Here is a 14,417-nt window from a genome sequence, read left to right as displayed (position 1 = left end):
AGCATACGGGAAGGGTGACGGAATCAGCGTTTTTTGAAGGCAGCTTTACCGGCAAAGATGGCGGCATCACCTAATTCATCTTCAATACGCATCAGTTGATTGTATTTCTCAATGCGCTCCCCACGGCTGGGTGCACCGGTTTTCAGGTGACCAGCCCGCAGGCCGACGGTCATATCTGCAATGAAGCTGTCCACGGTTTCCCCGCTCCGGTGCGAAATAAAGGTTCCCCAGTTGTTATCCTGACACAACTGAACGGCTTCAATGGTTTCGCTCAGGGTGCCAATCTGGTTCAGTTTGATCAATGCGGCATTGGCCAGATTCTCATCGATACCACGCTGGATATATTTCACATTGGTCACAAAGATATCATCGCCAACCAGCTCAACTTTATCGCCGAGCGCGCTATGCAGGATCTGCCAGCCAGCCCAGTCGTCTTCCGCCAGGCCATCTTCAATCAGGATTATCGGGAAATCCTTCACCAGTTGCTCATAGTAGCGGGTCATTTCTTCGGCGCGGAGCTGGGTATTTTCGGTACGCAGGGTATATTTCCCATCGGCGTAGAATTCACTGGAGGCCGGATCCATGCAAATAACGATATCTTCGCCCGGGCGGTATCCCGCCTTGCTAATTGCCTCCACGATAAGCTCCAGCGGCTGGCGGTTTGAGGAAACGGCCGGTGCAAAACCGCCTTCATCGCCCACGCCGGTGGATAAACCTTTTTCCAGCAGGACCTGACGCAGGGCCTGGTAGACCTCACTGCCCCAGCGAATAGCTTCGCGTACGGAAGAGGCTCCCCATGGTGCAATCATAAACTCCTGAAAATCAGCGCCCTGCCAGCGGGCATGAACTCCGCCGTTAATGATATTCATACAGGGAACCGGCAGCAGATTCGCGCCGACGCCACCCAGATAGCGGTAGAGCGGGGTAGAGGAGAGTTGTGCCGCCAGGCGGGATACTGCCAGCGATACGCCAAGGATCGCATTAGCACCCAGCCGGCCTTTGTTTTCTGTGCCATCAAGGGCAATCAGGCAGTTGTCGATTTCTTTCTGACGACGAACGTCGAAACCCTGCAGGGCATCGTTAATTTCGGTATTGATGCTGCGGACCGCATCCTGTACGCCTTTACCACCAAAACGGGTCTTGTCGCCATCACGATGCTCAATGGCTTCACGGGAGCCGGTGCTGGCGCCGGAAGGAACGGAAGCCCTTGCCATACAGCCCCCCACAGAAGTCACTTCAACCTCTACGGTCGGGTTACCACGGGAATCCAGAATTTCTCTTGCAACGATGCGTTCAATTTCAAAGCTCATAAATTTGACCTTCTTTTAAGGGGCTGGAATATGCTTAATCAGAACATCAACAGAAAGGTGATTGATGAATTCGAAAGAGAAAGAGGAAAAAAACCCGAACAGGCGGTTTTTATGCCCCAGCATGACCAGATCAATACCTTCCTGCTGAACAACGGCTTCGACGTCCCGGAAACGATGAATGCTGACGATGGACCTGACGTTGATATCAATACTGCTGGACTCCACCAGACGGCTCAGCATTGCCTTTGCATCAATAACTTCCTGTGACTGACGATCTTTGGTTAATGAATCACTGGTGTAATCCAGCTCCCGGTAGTCAGCGCTGAGATGGCCGACAGTAATACGGGTAGCCATCTCTTTTGCCAGACGTTCTGCCTGCTCAAGCAACAGCAGGCCGTCGGTTTCATTCTGTACAAGTAACAAGGCATGCCGGTAAATTTGCATAAATCACCTCTTATAAGAAGCGAAGCGGTCTGTCAGCCAGGGGAGGATTTCTTTTTTCCGGCTTGTCATACCGGGCAGTGACACCTGGCGGGAGCCTGTCAGGCTGCTGTCTGAAAAAAGCAAAACGGAGTTCCTGCTGGTGATGTCCGTCACCATCAGGATCACCATTTCCAGCGCACTGTCCTTGCAGGTTTTATCCATTTCCTGCAGCAGCGCAGGCAACAGGGGAGTAATATCAGCCATGTCGCGGACCTCAATTTGTGACAACAACAGCGGCACATCATGGATCCGGTAATTTTTGGCGTCACGATTGAGTAATACCGACGCGGATTGCCCGGTTATATCTGTTTTGGCCCGCAGCAGTCCGGCCACAAACTGGTCATAATTGATGCCGACGATTTCCCGCAAAACAGCCACGGCTTCCTGATCCTGAGTGGTGGTGGTGGGGCCGGTCAGCGCAACAGTATCACTGAGGATCGCCCCCATCAGCAGCACAGCCTGAGTGGCCGTCAGCGGCATCGGAATGTCATGCATCAGGATCGAGAGAATCACGGTTCCGCAGCATCCTACCGCCCGCACCCAGACATCCGGTGGATTGCGGGTAATGAGGGTGCCAATACGATGATGGTCAATGATGCCGATGACGTTGCTGTCCATCAGCGAGGACGGCCCTTGCTCTGCATCCGTAAAATCAACCAGCCATACGGTTTTATCGGTCAGGTCGGCGGTGAGTAAATCGGGTTGTGAAACACCCGCGACGGTGAGGATGTAACGGGTTTCCGGGGTGATATCTCCCAGGCGCCAGGGCGTTGCAGGACGACCGGTGTAATTGAGCCAGTCAGCCACAACCAACGCGCTGCAGATAGCATCGCTGTCAGGATTTCGATGACCAAAAACATGGATCGGATTATCTCTTTGAGAAGAGAGAGAGCCTGCGGTAAGCGGTAATGTGGTTTTATTTTGCATAGCGATACCTGACATACATGCCTATAAGAGGACAACTTCATCTGTATATCAGGCGCCATCATCCGGTATTGAAAAACCGGCGGTTGGGAAAGGTGGAGCACCATCACCTTGTAAACTAAGTTTATATGGCTCTTTGCATTAAATCAATATTTATTATGGACCTCCCTAATCCGGTGGCCGTCCTCTATACGCGAGTACATTCTGCCCCACCAGAAATTTTTGCAATAGTGAGCGGTGAGGGACAAGAGATGACCGTCATCTATCGTGGATTTTTCTCAAGTTAATCTTAAGACATTGGCAATAACATGCTTCTATTTCTGATTGATTAACATTTATGCTGAATGAAATTTAAATTTTGAACAGAAATATATTCCTTTCCATGAGCCCCTGATTTAGCATTAGCGTTTGCTGCTTTTTTTGCGAATCATCTTATTTATGCTATATCATTTATTATTCTTACTTTATAGATTGCTGGGAAAGGAAAAATGCTGATGTTCCGATCAACATTGACGATGGTGATTAGTGTGGCCTTAAGCTTGATTATTGGTACTCTCTGGCCGCCTCTAAGATCATTCATGGTTCCGCTGGGCTATGTCTGGTTTTCGCATATGGAAGATTAGTCATTCCCTGGTGACCATATTTGTGTGTTTTGTTCTCTCGCTTATCTGTGTGCAAGGCAGTGTGTACAGGCTAGATTGTGCTGAGAATCAGTAACCAGGCCACTTGGCTCCGTATTTATCTTGGCGTATATTTCCCACTTGATATGGTAGAGTCATCTGTAACGAAAACTATATAAAACTACTTTTTTATCGTAAATAGAAAGGTTGAATATGGCGAGAATGTAATGGATATTTATCAGGGGTAGTCGTTATTAAATTCAAGCATGTCGTTTGGGGTTTATCGTTTTTAATTGTTTTAACTATATATCTTTGTCCTAATTGCCATTCGCAGCGTGATATGAGGGATCGGAGTCTGGTGAACGTTGTGATAATAGAAAATTTAATGACAGTATAAGTGTCAATTTATTCTATCACTCTTTTTTATATAAATTCACCATTTCTAAATGGCAATATTCTATATATACGGCTTGGGATTGGTTTATTCGTTATATTAATTAAGTGTTTTGTTGAATGAATTCCAACGTGTCGTTGAGATGTCAAGACTCAGGCGTTAGATAGTACCCATCAGAGATTGATGGGTACCTGTTGCTCAGGTATGTAACTAAAATGAGAAGGATATAACAGGATCGTGTCATTTAATTGCTTAGCAATCTGCTTAAATCAAAACCTCCAATTCCTTTTCACTGCTGCTGAGCAAGGGGCGCTATGCCCTCGTCTATGCAGAGGCAGATTTTTTCTCCCGTGTGCTTTCCGTTCCCCGTATTCGCTTCCGGTTAATCGTTTCCCAACACAACCCGTCCCGCAAGGGTAAATGGCACGCATGCTGCGCCCTTGCTGGCCGGAACGATGCCGGGAAAGCGAACCGTCAGGCGATACGAAGACGAAAATCACACCACTGACGGAGAAAAAACCATGACGATTTCCCTGCATACCCGGACCAGCGCCCCTAACACCGCAGCGGCGACCAGCGTATCCCCGCTGGACCCGTCAGGCTCCTCAAAAACGAAATTTACTAAAACCAGAACTGATATTTATCAGACCGTTACCGACAACATCATTAGCGCACTGGAAGCAGGTGTTAAGCCCTGGACGTGTCCGTGGCAGCGTGTCGCGGGGATGTCCGGATTACCTTCCAACTACGCCACTGGCGTGGCGTACAGCGGGATGAATATCATGTTGCTGTGGTACAGCGCGTCAGAACAGGGATTCAGTGACGCCCGCTGGATGACGTACAAACAGGCTCAGGCAGAAGGCGGGCAGGTTCGCAAAGGTGAGCACGGCACGACCGCGATTTTCTATACCACGCTGGAGAAGGAAAACGACGCCGGAGATGTTGATCACATTCCGATGCTGAAAACCTTCACCGTGTTTAACGTTGAACAAATTGACGGCCTTTCCCTGACTGCTGAGGCTGTGAGTCCTGCTGAGACGTTTGACCCGTTGCCGCAGGCTGAAAATCTTTTCCAGAGCAGTGGCGCAAACATCATCGAAAAAGGACAAAATGCCTTTTTCAGACCCTCAACCGATGAAGTCAGATTACCGGAGCGTCACCTTTTTTCTGATGCCGCTAATTTCTACGCCACCGGCCTGCATGAGCTGGTGCACTGGAGCGGTGGCAAAACACGTCTTAACCGTGAAATGAAAGGGAGATTTGGCAGTGGGGATTATGCATTTGAGGAGTTGATCGCCGAGCTGGGAAGCGCGTTCCTGATGGCGGATCTGGGGATTGTCGGAGAGGTTCAGCACGAGAGCTATATTGCTTCCTGGCTGAAAGCACTGAAAAACGACAAGCGCTATATTTTTAAAGCCGCCAGTGCAGCATCGAAAGCGCATCGTTATCTGATAGATAAGGTTTGAGTTGAAGAACGGGAAGCCGCAAAGGAGTGCGGCTTTAACCTGATTCAGGGGCAGGCAGAATGACGGATTTTTCAATTTCCCTGCGAATTTTCCGGGCATCGGGTGCCCGGAAAATTCGCAGGCTGCGGGGGCGGGCGGCAAAGAGCCCGCGCATCCCGCAAACGTCATTATTACACCTGTGATTTCTGTGGATGACAGAGCCGGTATGACAGACTGACTGTTAAATGTGAAAGACTGCAACGGTAGCAGGACCTTTTTTTGGTGCTATGATAAGTGTATTAAACCGTGCGGATTGCACGTATCTCATGACGGGAGAGAAAGCATGACCGCGAAACAACGCAACACGCAGAGCGTGACCATGACAGTAGAGCGCGCCTTACTGGTCCGGGCGCGTGAGGCGGGTATTAACCTCAGTGCGACCCTGACAGCCGCCCTGGATGCCGAGCTTCGTCACCATGAAGCCAAAAAATGGCAGGAAGAGAACAGGGAGGCTATCGACGCATTAAATCGTTTCCATGATGAGTATGGCTGTTTCAGTGATGAATACCGGACATTTTAACCATGCAGTTCACCGTATACGGTAATACCGGTAAAAGCGCCGTTTACCCCCTGTTGCTTGATGTCACAAGCGATATCATTGGACAACTGAACCGCCGGATCGTGATCCCGCTGTTGCCTGTTGACAGGTATCCGGCAGGCCGCCGCCCGGATCGTCTTGTCCCTGTTGTCAGACTGACGGACGGCCAGGAATACGCGGTCATGACCCACGAACTGGCGAGTGTCCCTGTCCGGGCGCTGGGGACGGTGTTCTGCGATGCGTCGCAGTACCGCACTCAGGTGAAGGCCGCCATCGATTTCCTCATTGACGGCATTTAGTCGTGGCTGTCGGGGGCCTGTTCCAGTTCGGCTATCGTGCGGAACAGAAACATGTCGCGGTTCTTCGCATCAAACGGAACGGGAACACTGTTCCTCATCACCGTCCTGATGCTGCCAAACAGCCTGCCAAGCGACACGCGGGTCTTTTCGTCCGGCATGACATACATGGCATAGTGCCAGCATCCGGCGTCGCTGGCGGCCAGATGACTGTTGATAATGGTGATGTAGCGGGCGCGGGTTTTCAGCGAGCGCTCGGTTTCCACCGCGATGATGGCACCGCTGCTCAGGGTAATAATGCCGTCCGGTCGGTGCCGGACGCCCGGATACCGCGCTATAAATGCCCCCCGGTCGCCGTTAAGCCAGCCTGTACCGCCTTTTTCCTCCAGGGCCAGCCTGACCCGCTGGTTTAACAGGCGATGCTCCAGCGTCCAGTGCCGGAGTTTTCCCGGCTCAAAATAAGCGGGAAAAACAGGGTCATCTGCGTTAACCACCCTTGCCAGCCCCGGCATGGTTATTCCCCACAATGCCTTTTTCCCTGTCAGTACCGGATATTCATGTTTACTCATAAATCCCAGAGCCACCGCCTTATTCAGCAGGTTATACATCGCATGGTTATGTCTTCCTTTATAGCCGACAACTTTTTTTAATGTCTGGAAATCAGAGAATGTTTCTTCCTTAAGAAAACTCAGTAATGCCTCCATTCTCCGGTTTGCGGCTTCATTTCTTTCAGCAACGTTATGAATTAGCATTAGCTGCCTCACAGGTTAATGGACGGTTTGTGAACCTGATGGTCTTTTCCGGTATACAGCGGGTTTTTATGCTCAAATGAAAGCAGGTTGATATATTGCTTTTTCGCCGGTATATGAAAAAGTTTGGTCGCCTTCGCCAGATCATTCTGAGTAAATACAAAACCAACAAATTTTGGCAGATTAAGCAGCATATTACTGTCGATATAATAACGTTCTGCCTGGCGGATCATCCGGTCGGTTTCCATTTTCTCCGTCAGGGAAATATCCGTCTTCACTTTCCGCATCTCATCGTCAACCAGAATAGAGCCGGTCATTCTTGCCACCCAGTCGGCGGTATCCGGATCACGAAGGCGATAAACCAGCATAAACTTGCAGTTCTCAATCACTGAACCGGCGACGGCATCACCCTCCAGGTCCGCCGGACAGTCATACAAATCTTTCACCGACTGATGCGCCATGATGATATGCACACCTTTATCTCTTGCCGCACCAAGTCCCTCAAGCGCCGGGCGGGAAAGATGATATTTAAGTTCATCCAGAAAAATAGCGACAGGCCGGGGCTTACCTTGTATCCGGTCCCGCGTTTCGGCTATCTGGATCAGTCGGGTTAAAATCATGCGTTGCGCCGAAATGATTTTCTGATTACGCATTGAACCGATGATGTAACAGCATCCGCCCTCATTAAATATTGTCTTTAATGAAAATCCGTTGCGGGCGTTAATTGAGTTCACTAAGGCGATTTCCTCCAGCTCGCCATAAAAAGCAGGCACATCTTCACTGAGAGATTTCACAAAGTCGGTATTGAATAAATCCCGTAATGTCATGCCTTTTTCATAAATCGCCGCCGTATTTCTGGCGGCCCGTCGGTCGGCAATACGATAAAAGTCAGCGCCTTCGCCTTTTTTCCCCAGGCTGAAACCGGCATTAAACAGCTCCTCCAGTTGTTCATGAGAAATATCAGCCAGTAAATCCTGCTGGTAATGAAGGTCATTCAGGTTAATCAGGACAAACGGTTTTTCCGCTTTCAGGCAGGCGTCCCGCAGGACATGTGGAGCCCACTCATCATTTTTGGGATCTTCAACAAATACCCCTTCACCTGACAGTATGGCCTGATAAAGCAGGACACAGGCGCTCACTCCTTTACCGGAGCCGGTGGTGCCGATAAGGTCGGCGTGCTGGGTCTGAAATTCTTCTGCGGTGATATATTGCGGCTGATTGTCTTTATCCAGTCCGATGAAAATACCCTTATTCAGGTCAATATAATCCAGCGGATTATATTCGATGCTGTCAGGCAACATATCCCTGACGTCACGAACATCTGTTCTGATATTCCTTTCCAGTTTGCTTTTTTTAATCATCCGGTGTTTTAAACTGTCGATTTCTCCGGCCAGTAACCGTCGGGCGGTAATGTGAAAGGCCAGACCGGCAAGCGTCAATACGACCGTCAGTATCCAGAGTGATAACCTGAGCAGAATGTGATTATCGAGTACCGTAAAGAAAAAACTCAGCCCCTGAATGGTCAGCGGTGACAGCGTGCCGGATATAAAGAAGAAGATGGACACGCACGCCACTGATTTTAACCAGAAGGGGGCATTTTTTCTTTCCTCACGTGGCAGATGAAAAATGAATGGCAGCGTCAGCCCGGCAAACAGGGATAATATGACCGGGTTGTGTTGCAGCCAGAGCAGAAAAACAGAAAAGGCATCCGAAAAGGCATTCAGCCTTTGCATCAGATGAGTTCCCATGGCAGTGATCTCCGGTCTGATTTCGGTGTGACGGGCGCACCACATGGGCGTCACCGATGGACGTGATACCCCACGTCCCTGCACGACGCCCACCCGTGACGCCCATAAAAGGACGAAAAGCACTGAACGCCTGCGGCGCTCATGCCCGTTATCCGCGCTTTCAGAAGTCTGCCGACCGGTGGTCGTCCGTCCCTGAAACGCCCGTATGACGGACAACGGCGTGTTTCCTTTGTCCCGGCTGGACGCCCTGACAGCCGGAAACATGGGGGCAATGTCTTCGCTGAACGCTGCGTCAAAGCCCCCAGGGTCAAGGGCGGCACACCGTCGCACGCTACGCGCGACCAACCCCTTTAAGACGCGCGTTTAGCCTGTTTTTTCTCGCAGGCTCGAAAAAACGGGAACGCTGCTTTAAAGGGGTTGGTCGCGCCTGAACGGTCATATTCCCCGCTGGGGCGGAAAATATGACCTGGCTTGACGGTGTGCGGGGCAAGCCCCCCACAAAAACCGGCACGTGGGCGTGCCTTTTTGCTCGCCGGGGCGGCAAAATTTTTGCGGCTCCCCCCGGCCTGCTCAATTCGCTTTGGGCGAATGTTCACAGGTGAGCACGGTGCCTGAAAATTAACAATTTCTGCGAAATTGAATTTTCTGTCCGCACTCCACGTGCTTATTTTACGGCTTAACAATTTCTTCGAAATTGAAGCCAAAAATATGCACGCCTGAAACTCGCCGTCTGTCAGTCTGTGGCGTCGTTCGATATATTATCAGTGCCTGTGATTCACCTCTGTTCGTGGGCTATTTCAGCCAGGCATTCCCGTTCTGCGTTTAATGCCGCACGGTACGTTTCATCATCGGTCTTCGTTCCCTGACTTTCGGCATATCGCCTGAGCTTCTCTGCGTCCGGTTCATTAAGCTGTGAAAGATGATGTCGCAATAAATGGATAAACCGGCTTTCATATATCTCATAATAAAGCCCACATCCCCGGCAGGCTTCTTTTGACAGAGAATTATAGATACACGTAACAGATATTCTGTCCTGATGTGTTGAGTGAATGTTAGAAATAAACAGGTGTTCTTTGTTCACTTTTATTTCTCCATACGGGAAGGGTATTAACATAATGGTCAGGGGTTATTACCCTCTGACCCGGCCAAATCTGGACAGAATTTTATTCACCGCTGCCGGATCCGCACTGGCGCATTCCCCCAGGAAAACTTTTCTGGCATTCAGCGTATGATTGGGTAAAAATCCGTGCCGGTTCTTTTTGACGATATTAAAAAAGGCCCGTTCAGCAGAATGGCATTCGCTCCCTCCACTGTTTCCGGTTGCTTTACCGTACAGACAAAGCACGACTTCGCACGGGTCAGCAGCAAATGAATAAACAGGCGTCCCGGCAGCAATGCACAACATTGCCGCCGTAATAGCGGAATATTTCATGATGACGTCCTTACAGTAAAATGAATTTCATGATGTGAGGGGGATGATTTAACGCGAAAAATAAATGCGGGTATCGCTGCATGTCAGGCAGTCAGAGACCGGCTGATATGCAATAACGCCTTTTGCGCCATACTGACGCAGCCAGTTTTTTGCCGTAAAAAAATCTGCGCCTGATGGCGCTGCAACAACAATACGCGCTGAGTGGGCGACCGCGTAAAATACAGCGGGCGTCCAGCGTGTCTCATTATAATTCCGTGCATGAATGGACAATAACCATTTATCATTAACCACCGGAGAAGGAATAATAACCAGATTGTCCCGCCATTGCGGTAAACCGGTATTGACTGACTGGCCCGGTTTATTCCATTCAACAGGAACCGGTGGCGGGGGTGAAGAACAGCCGGAAAGTACCAGCGAAAAGAGCAGCATATTGATAACCTTCATCATGCTTTCATCTCCTCAAAAAAGGCGCGGCGGTGCAGTGGCCGGAAATAAATATCATTCATCCGGCGCACATTACCGTCCAGGTCGATACTCACGATAACGTCCAGACTGTCCAGTACCTTGCGTAACATAAAGGTGTAAGGGAGTCGGGCGCATTGCGGATTCTCATAGCAGCGGGTAATAAACCCGTCCACCGCTTCCCTTGCCGAACCGGCATGAAGGGAGGTCATACTGCCCTCATGACCGGAGCCGGTTATTTTGAGAAAATCCCAGGCTTCACCGCCGCGCACTTCGGTTAATAATATGCGGTCGGGATTCATGCGGTAATTCCAGCGCAGCAGGCTGGCGGGCGTCACCATTGACCATTTTTCATCTGCCGACTCCGACGGATAAAAAAGGTGGACGTAGTTTTTATGAATAAAGAAGGTGATTTCCGGGTTATCTTCAATGGTCGTAATACGCAGATGAGGGGGGATATAACCAATCAGCATCTTCATATAGGTGGTTTTCCCGGTACTGGTTTCCCCGGCCACCGCGAGGGTTTTACCGTACTCCACGCACTTCTCCATAAAGCGCGGAATATCTTTCGCGTGATATAAGGTCAGTAATTCCTCATCATGTGTCTGCGTTTTTTCTGTACCGGCCACCCGGTTATAAAACCCGGCGTCGATATAGTCCTGATGCGGGATTTGAACCCGTGAGGGTTTACGCAGCGTGATGGACACCGTGTCACGCTCGCAGGCCGGGGGGACGATGACCTGACAACGCTCACCGGATTCCAGCGTGGCGGACAGTCCCGGCTTGATATCTTCGATATTGTCGCCGTGATGCTTCGCCAGACACCGGGCGAAGTTGTAGTAGCCCTCATAATCCAGCGGAACGGCGTGCTGCTCCCAGACACCGTTAATTTTGGTGAAAAGCTCACCCGGACGATTAACGGCGATCTCCGTCAGTCCGGGAAGCGCCAGAAAATCGCCAAAAAATCGCTGCTTATAGCGGTCCAGGGAGATGTTTTTAGCGGTCATTTTTCATCCTCAGCGTATAGATGCCGGAAAAATCAATATCCTGTCCGGTGACCAGGTTGATGATCTCACCCTGATTTTTGTGCACGGTCGGCGGGATATTGATGCTGTTTTCCAGCGTGGTTCGTGCCATATCTGCCATGGCCTGACGGCTGTTTTCGGTGTAGTCGGTATTACGATCTTTCTGACCCGCGCTGTTGGAAGCCCATGCCGCAACATCGGGGATCATACCGACCAGTAATGCGCCCCCGAATCGCTCGCTGAAATGCGAATCGATCCAGCCGTCAACACCCGCCTCGCCCAGTTCCCCGGCAGCGCGGGTATCAACCAGCGGAATATCAAGATAAGGGGGCTGGCGGGTACGCAGTTTCGTGATGATGAGGAAGGCGCGGCCCTGTCCGTGCGTCATTCCCGTTTCCGCACCCGTCTGGTAAATGCCCGTGGCGGTGGTCCCTTTTTCAATCAGCTTCGTGTTACCGCTGGCGCTCCAGATATCGTCGGCGATCGTGCAGCGGATTTTCCCCGCCCGATCCGAGACAAAGCGGTAATCCAGTGAGCAGGGAATGGCGGTATTTTCCGGCACATACAGATCCGGGTTGTAAGGAATGCGCCGGACCGCTGCCGGGGACGATTCCGTTGGTGTCGGTGTGGTGTCTGTCTGCTGACCAGTAGAGGTTGCCTGTGTCATTTCCTGCTGTCGGGTCCGGACCGGGTTTCGGGCCGCAGCGGCAGAGTTGTCCCTCCGGACCAAAAAACGGGCTTTATCCAGTTCCGGTGGCGTCTCCGGCCCGGTGACCGTCGTACTGCGCGGGATGCTGTCCACCGGTTCTGGTGTGTCCGCCGCGGTATCGTGCGCCCCCAGATCGGTACGCTGCCGGTAATCGCTCCGGTTCGGCTGTGGCGCGGCATCCTGTCGTTTTTCTTCACCCGGTGGCCAGAGAAGATTGCGGTATACCCAGTTGCCCGCCCATGCCAGCCCAATCAGCGCAACGGCGGCGAGCGCCAGAAACGCGGTGGCTTTCCCGCGCCTGCGCTTTTTCAGTTTGTTGATAGCGGGTTGTACCGGATCGTTCTCTTCATCCTCCTGCATGGTGAGAAGCGCCGCTTCCCGCCTGGCACGGGCCTCGCGCTCAAGTGCAGCAATGTCGTCCTCCGGTTGCGCCGGGGAGGATCGGGACTCATCAGGTTCAGGATGCGGGTGTTCGTCGTTCATCTGCATGACTCCTCTGTTATCAGTGGGTGGCGGGCTTTTCCACCCGTTCGACCTGCGGGGAGACGGTGGCACCATCAGCGGCCCGGACCCGGCCAAATCCACGATTTTCCAGGCCGACCACGGCGTTGCCGGAACGCAGAACCAGACGGGGCGTGGCCTCCTGAATGAGCAGTACGGTGAAGTTGCCTTTTCGGCGGACACTGCTGTTAACCACATGTTCCTGGCCGTTCAGCACTTTCGTCACGGAGGGAATGGATTTGGCCGGGGAGAAGCCCACGAAGGTAAAGCGGCCATCGTCATACGCGAAATCCGGGACAATCCGGACGCTGTCGCGCCCCGGATAACTGAGGTAGTCCCAGTTGCGCGGCGTCTGCGCGGCATTCAGGGCCTGCTGAATGTCGGCCTGCTGCTGTTTTTGCTCACGCTCCAGCGCGCTGGTCGCTGTCTCACGGCTGGCCTTCTCCCGGTCTTCGCCCGGATAGCGGTAACTCACCTGGTAAGCGGGCTGCTGCGGGGATTTATCATCAATGACGTTCAGCTCGACGTTGTACAGCCGCCGGGTGGTGACAACCAGCAGGTTGGTGTGCCAGTCCCGACTGTTGGGCGGGATGACCACCTGTGTGGTGTTCCCGTCCGCGCCGGGCGCACCCTGAACGAGCGCTACCGGGCGGACACTGACCCGGTTGGCGACCGGCGTGGCTTCCCACGCCTCCTCAAAACCGGGTCTGGCGCTGATAACCGCCTCGTCGCTGTCAAAGACCAGCGTGGTCATGAAGCCGGGCCGGGTACTGACGACGGTGACGTTCAGCGGGTTATAAACCACCTGCTGAACGCGGGCGTCGTAGCGGCTCGCCTGTGGGATGGCGGCACTCCATGCGGTGCCGCACAACATCAGCGCAAGCAGGATAAAGATGATGCTTTTCATTATTCGCCTCCCCGGATTTCACGGTCTGCCTGCCAGCTGGTCACGGTAAACCCGAACGGGTTAACTTCCCGTTCGGTGTCGCTCATTTCCCTGCCGGGGTCGGAGTGGAACGTCAGGCGGGCATCCCAGTATTCGGTGCGGGTGCTGTTGTCCGCGAGGCGGCGGATAATCTTTTTGTAACGCAGGGTGGCGACCTTGTCGGGGTCAGTGCCCCCGGTGAGCTGGTTTGACAGAATGTCGATCCGCACGGTATGCGCCCCGTTCTGATACACCTTGTCCGGGGCGTCTTTACCGGCATACAGCGCCAGATAGTCATCGTTGACCTGAGGGCTGTTGTAAATCTGTACCGTGGCGTAATCGTCCTGGAGGGAGGGATAGACATACCGCTCACGCAGCCTGACGTAGCTGGCGGTCATCGCCTTCTGATAAGCGTCTTCCGCCGTCAGGTGGGTTTTTGACACACGGGTGACGTGCTCCACACGTCCGGTATGATTATCCACGGTGTACAGTTCAACGACCGTCTGTTTCAGGGGCAGCATCAGCACCAGGGCGATGAGCGCCAGCATGGCGGTAAGCAGGCCCGTGCCGCCCACCATAAACCCGGCTTTTGTGGCGCGTTTGTCCCGCTCAATCATCTGCTGCTCGAAGGTGCGGGAATCCGCAATGAGGGTTTGTTCACTCATAACTGTTTAACTCCGCCATAATCTGTGGGGTGTTCACGGGGACGCCCTGGCCGCTAAAAGCAGGAGGACGGGGAGACTGCGCGCAGCCGGAAAGCGCGCACAGCAAAGCCAGCGCAATCAAGCGTTTCATG

Annotated in this window: 17 protein-coding genes and 1 riboswitch; of the genes, 3 read left to right on the top strand and 14 right to left on the bottom strand. The window is 52.3% G+C overall.

Annotated elements, in window-relative coordinates; genetic code table 11:
- Nucleotides 1-23: 23 nt before the first annotated feature.
- From eno to IB222_RS20860, 3 genes are read right to left on the bottom strand one after another with little or no spacing between them, the layout of a single operon-like run.
- Entirely contained in the window at nucleotides 24-1,310 is a 1,287-nt protein-coding gene (eno, locus tag IB222_RS20870) for a phosphopyruvate hydratase (protein ID WP_057108414.1), read from the bottom strand.
- Nucleotides 1,311-1,325: 15 nt separating this feature from the next.
- Nucleotides 1,326-1,754, bottom strand: a complete 429-nt coding sequence (locus IB222_RS20865; protein ID WP_057108413.1) for a universal stress protein — start codon at nucleotides 1,752-1,754, stop codon at nucleotides 1,326-1,328.
- A 3-nt stretch (nucleotides 1,755-1,757) separates the two neighbouring features.
- Nucleotides 1,758-2,720: a DHHA2 domain-containing protein gene (locus IB222_RS20860; RefSeq protein ID WP_057108412.1), complete on the bottom strand. Its 963-nt coding sequence runs from the start codon at nucleotides 2,718-2,720 to the stop codon at nucleotides 1,758-1,760.
- A 42-nt stretch (nucleotides 2,721-2,762) separates the two neighbouring features.
- Nucleotides 2,763-2,837, bottom strand: a riboswitch (Fluoride riboswitch).
- Nucleotides 2,838-4,252: 1,415 nt separating this feature from the next.
- Here IB222_RS20860 and IB222_RS20855 point away from each other — a divergent pair.
- The 3 genes from IB222_RS20855 (at nucleotide 4,253) to IB222_RS20845 (ending at nucleotide 6,073) form a co-directional block, all read left to right on the top strand.
- The gene (locus tag IB222_RS20855) at nucleotides 4,253-5,197 is read left to right on the top strand and encodes a zincin-like metallopeptidase domain-containing protein (RefSeq protein WP_057108411.1); all 945 of its coding nucleotides are present in this window, start codon (nucleotides 4,253-4,255) and stop codon (nucleotides 5,195-5,197) included.
- 322 nt (nucleotides 5,198-5,519) lie between these two features.
- Nucleotides 5,520-5,756, top strand: coding sequence for a type II toxin-antitoxin system CcdA family antitoxin (locus IB222_RS20850; protein ID WP_057108410.1), 237 nt, complete (start codon nucleotides 5,520-5,522; stop codon nucleotides 5,754-5,756).
- 2 nt (nucleotides 5,757-5,758) lie between these two features.
- On the top strand, nucleotides 5,759-6,073 hold the full coding sequence (locus tag IB222_RS20845) for a CcdB family protein (protein WP_088169038.1): 315 nt from the start codon (nucleotides 5,759-5,761) through the stop codon (nucleotides 6,071-6,073).
- Here IB222_RS20845 and mobC read toward each other — a convergent pair.
- From mobC to IB222_RS20790, 11 genes are all read right to left on the bottom strand, one after another.
- A complete protein-coding gene (gene mobC / locus IB222_RS20840) occupies nucleotides 6,070-6,822 on the bottom strand; it encodes a MobC family replication-relaxation protein (RefSeq protein ID WP_149384969.1) in 753 nt (250 codons plus the stop codon). The two genes, IB222_RS20845 and mobC, sit on opposite strands and share 4 nt — an antisense overlap.
- An 8-nt stretch (nucleotides 6,823-6,830) precedes the next feature.
- The gene (locus tag IB222_RS20835; protein ID WP_057108606.1) at nucleotides 6,831-8,567 is read right to left on the bottom strand and encodes a type IV secretory system conjugative DNA transfer family protein; all 1,737 of its coding nucleotides are present in this window, start codon (nucleotides 8,565-8,567) and stop codon (nucleotides 6,831-6,833) included.
- Nucleotides 8,568-8,917: 350 nt separating this feature from the next.
- Nucleotides 8,918-9,271 (bottom strand): hypothetical protein, encoded by a 354-nt coding sequence (locus IB222_RS20830; RefSeq protein ID WP_196239630.1) that lies wholly within the window; start codon nucleotides 9,269-9,271, stop codon nucleotides 8,918-8,920.
- Nucleotides 9,272-9,342: 71 nt separating this feature from the next.
- Nucleotides 9,343-9,648, bottom strand: coding sequence for a dpoa decarboxylase (locus tag IB222_RS20825; RefSeq protein ID WP_072146387.1), 306 nt, complete (start codon nucleotides 9,646-9,648; stop codon nucleotides 9,343-9,345).
- Between the two features lie 48 nt (nucleotides 9,649-9,696).
- On the bottom strand, nucleotides 9,697-9,999 hold the full coding sequence (locus tag IB222_RS20820; protein WP_057108600.1) for a TrbM/KikA/MpfK family conjugal transfer protein: 303 nt from the start codon (nucleotides 9,997-9,999) through the stop codon (nucleotides 9,697-9,699).
- A gap of 48 nt (nucleotides 10,000-10,047) precedes the next feature.
- Entirely contained in the window at nucleotides 10,048-10,446 is a 399-nt protein-coding gene (locus IB222_RS20815; protein WP_057108599.1) for a cag pathogenicity island Cag12 family protein, read from the bottom strand.
- Entirely contained in the window at nucleotides 10,443-11,468 is a 1,026-nt protein-coding gene (virB11, locus tag IB222_RS20810) for a P-type DNA transfer ATPase VirB11 (RefSeq protein ID WP_149384970.1), read from the bottom strand. Before virB11 ends, IB222_RS20815 begins: the two co-directional genes overlap by 4 nt.
- The gene (gene virB10 / locus IB222_RS20805) at nucleotides 11,458-12,678 is read right to left on the bottom strand and encodes a VirB10/TraB/TrbI family type IV secretion system protein (protein WP_064388590.1); all 1,221 of its coding nucleotides are present in this window, start codon (nucleotides 12,676-12,678) and stop codon (nucleotides 11,458-11,460) included. Before virB10 ends, virB11 begins: the two co-directional genes overlap by 11 nt.
- A gap of 19 nt (nucleotides 12,679-12,697) precedes the next feature.
- Nucleotides 12,698-13,603: a P-type conjugative transfer protein VirB9 gene (virB9, locus tag IB222_RS20800; protein ID WP_064388589.1), complete on the bottom strand. Its 906-nt coding sequence runs from the start codon at nucleotides 13,601-13,603 to the stop codon at nucleotides 12,698-12,700.
- Nucleotides 13,603-14,286, bottom strand: coding sequence for a type IV secretion system protein (locus IB222_RS20795; protein WP_064388587.1), 684 nt, complete (start codon nucleotides 14,284-14,286; stop codon nucleotides 13,603-13,605). The genes virB9 and IB222_RS20795 overlap by 1 nt, the downstream gene beginning before the upstream one ends.
- Nucleotides 14,279-14,416, bottom strand: a complete 138-nt coding sequence (locus tag IB222_RS20790) for a hypothetical protein (protein WP_164887140.1) — start codon at nucleotides 14,414-14,416, stop codon at nucleotides 14,279-14,281. Before IB222_RS20790 ends, IB222_RS20795 begins: the two co-directional genes overlap by 8 nt.
- Nucleotide 14,417: the final 1 nt, after the last annotated feature.

The organism is Citrobacter sp. C13, from assembly GCF_014596815.2.
In the GTDB taxonomy this organism is placed as follows: Bacteria; Pseudomonadota; Gammaproteobacteria; order Enterobacterales; family Enterobacteriaceae; genus Citrobacter; species Citrobacter portucalensis.
This window is presented reverse-complemented; position numbering and strand designations above follow the sequence as displayed.

What these genes read in the sequence shown, in the direction of transcription:
- virB10 (WP_064388590.1), bottom strand. Translation starts at nt 12,678, where the DNA reads ATGAACGACGAACACCCGCATCCTGAACCTGATGAGTCCCGATCCTCC.
- mobC (WP_149384969.1), bottom strand. Translation starts at nt 6,822, where the DNA reads ATGCTAATTCATAACGTTGCTGAAAGAAATGAAGCCGCAAACCGGAGA.
- IB222_RS20835 (WP_057108606.1), bottom strand. Translation starts at nt 8,567, where the DNA reads ATGGGAACTCATCTGATGCAAAGGCTGAATGCCTTTTCGGATGCCTTT.
- virB9 (WP_064388589.1), bottom strand. Translation starts at nt 13,603, where the DNA reads ATGAAAAGCATCATCTTTATCCTGCTTGCGCTGATGTTGTGCGGCACC.
- IB222_RS20865 (WP_057108413.1), bottom strand. Translation starts at nt 1,754, where the DNA reads ATGCAAATTTACCGGCATGCCTTGTTACTTGTACAGAATGAAACCGAC.
- IB222_RS20790 (WP_164887140.1), bottom strand. Translation starts at nt 14,416, where the DNA reads ATGAAACGCTTGATTGCGCTGGCTTTGCTGTGCGCGCTTTCCGGCTGC.
- IB222_RS20850 (WP_057108410.1), top strand. Translation starts at nt 5,520, where the DNA reads ATGACCGCGAAACAACGCAACACGCAGAGCGTGACCATGACAGTAGAG.
- IB222_RS20860 (WP_057108412.1), bottom strand. Translation starts at nt 2,720, where the DNA reads ATGCAAAATAAAACCACATTACCGCTTACCGCAGGCTCTCTCTCTTCT.
- IB222_RS20845 (WP_088169038.1), top strand. Translation starts at nt 5,759, where the DNA reads ATGCAGTTCACCGTATACGGTAATACCGGTAAAAGCGCCGTTTACCCC.
- IB222_RS20795 (WP_064388587.1), bottom strand. Translation starts at nt 14,286, where the DNA reads ATGAGTGAACAAACCCTCATTGCGGATTCCCGCACCTTCGAGCAGCAG.
- virB11 (WP_149384970.1), bottom strand. Translation starts at nt 11,468, where the DNA reads ATGACCGCTAAAAACATCTCCCTGGACCGCTATAAGCAGCGATTTTTT.
- IB222_RS20855 (WP_057108411.1), top strand. Translation starts at nt 4,253, where the DNA reads ATGACGATTTCCCTGCATACCCGGACCAGCGCCCCTAACACCGCAGCG.
- IB222_RS20820 (WP_057108600.1), bottom strand. Translation starts at nt 9,999, where the DNA reads ATGAAATATTCCGCTATTACGGCGGCAATGTTGTGCATTGCTGCCGGG.
- eno (WP_057108414.1), bottom strand. Translation starts at nt 1,310, where the DNA reads ATGAGCTTTGAAATTGAACGCATCGTTGCAAGAGAAATTCTGGATTCC.
- IB222_RS20815 (WP_057108599.1), bottom strand. Translation starts at nt 10,446, where the DNA reads ATGATGAAGGTTATCAATATGCTGCTCTTTTCGCTGGTACTTTCCGGC.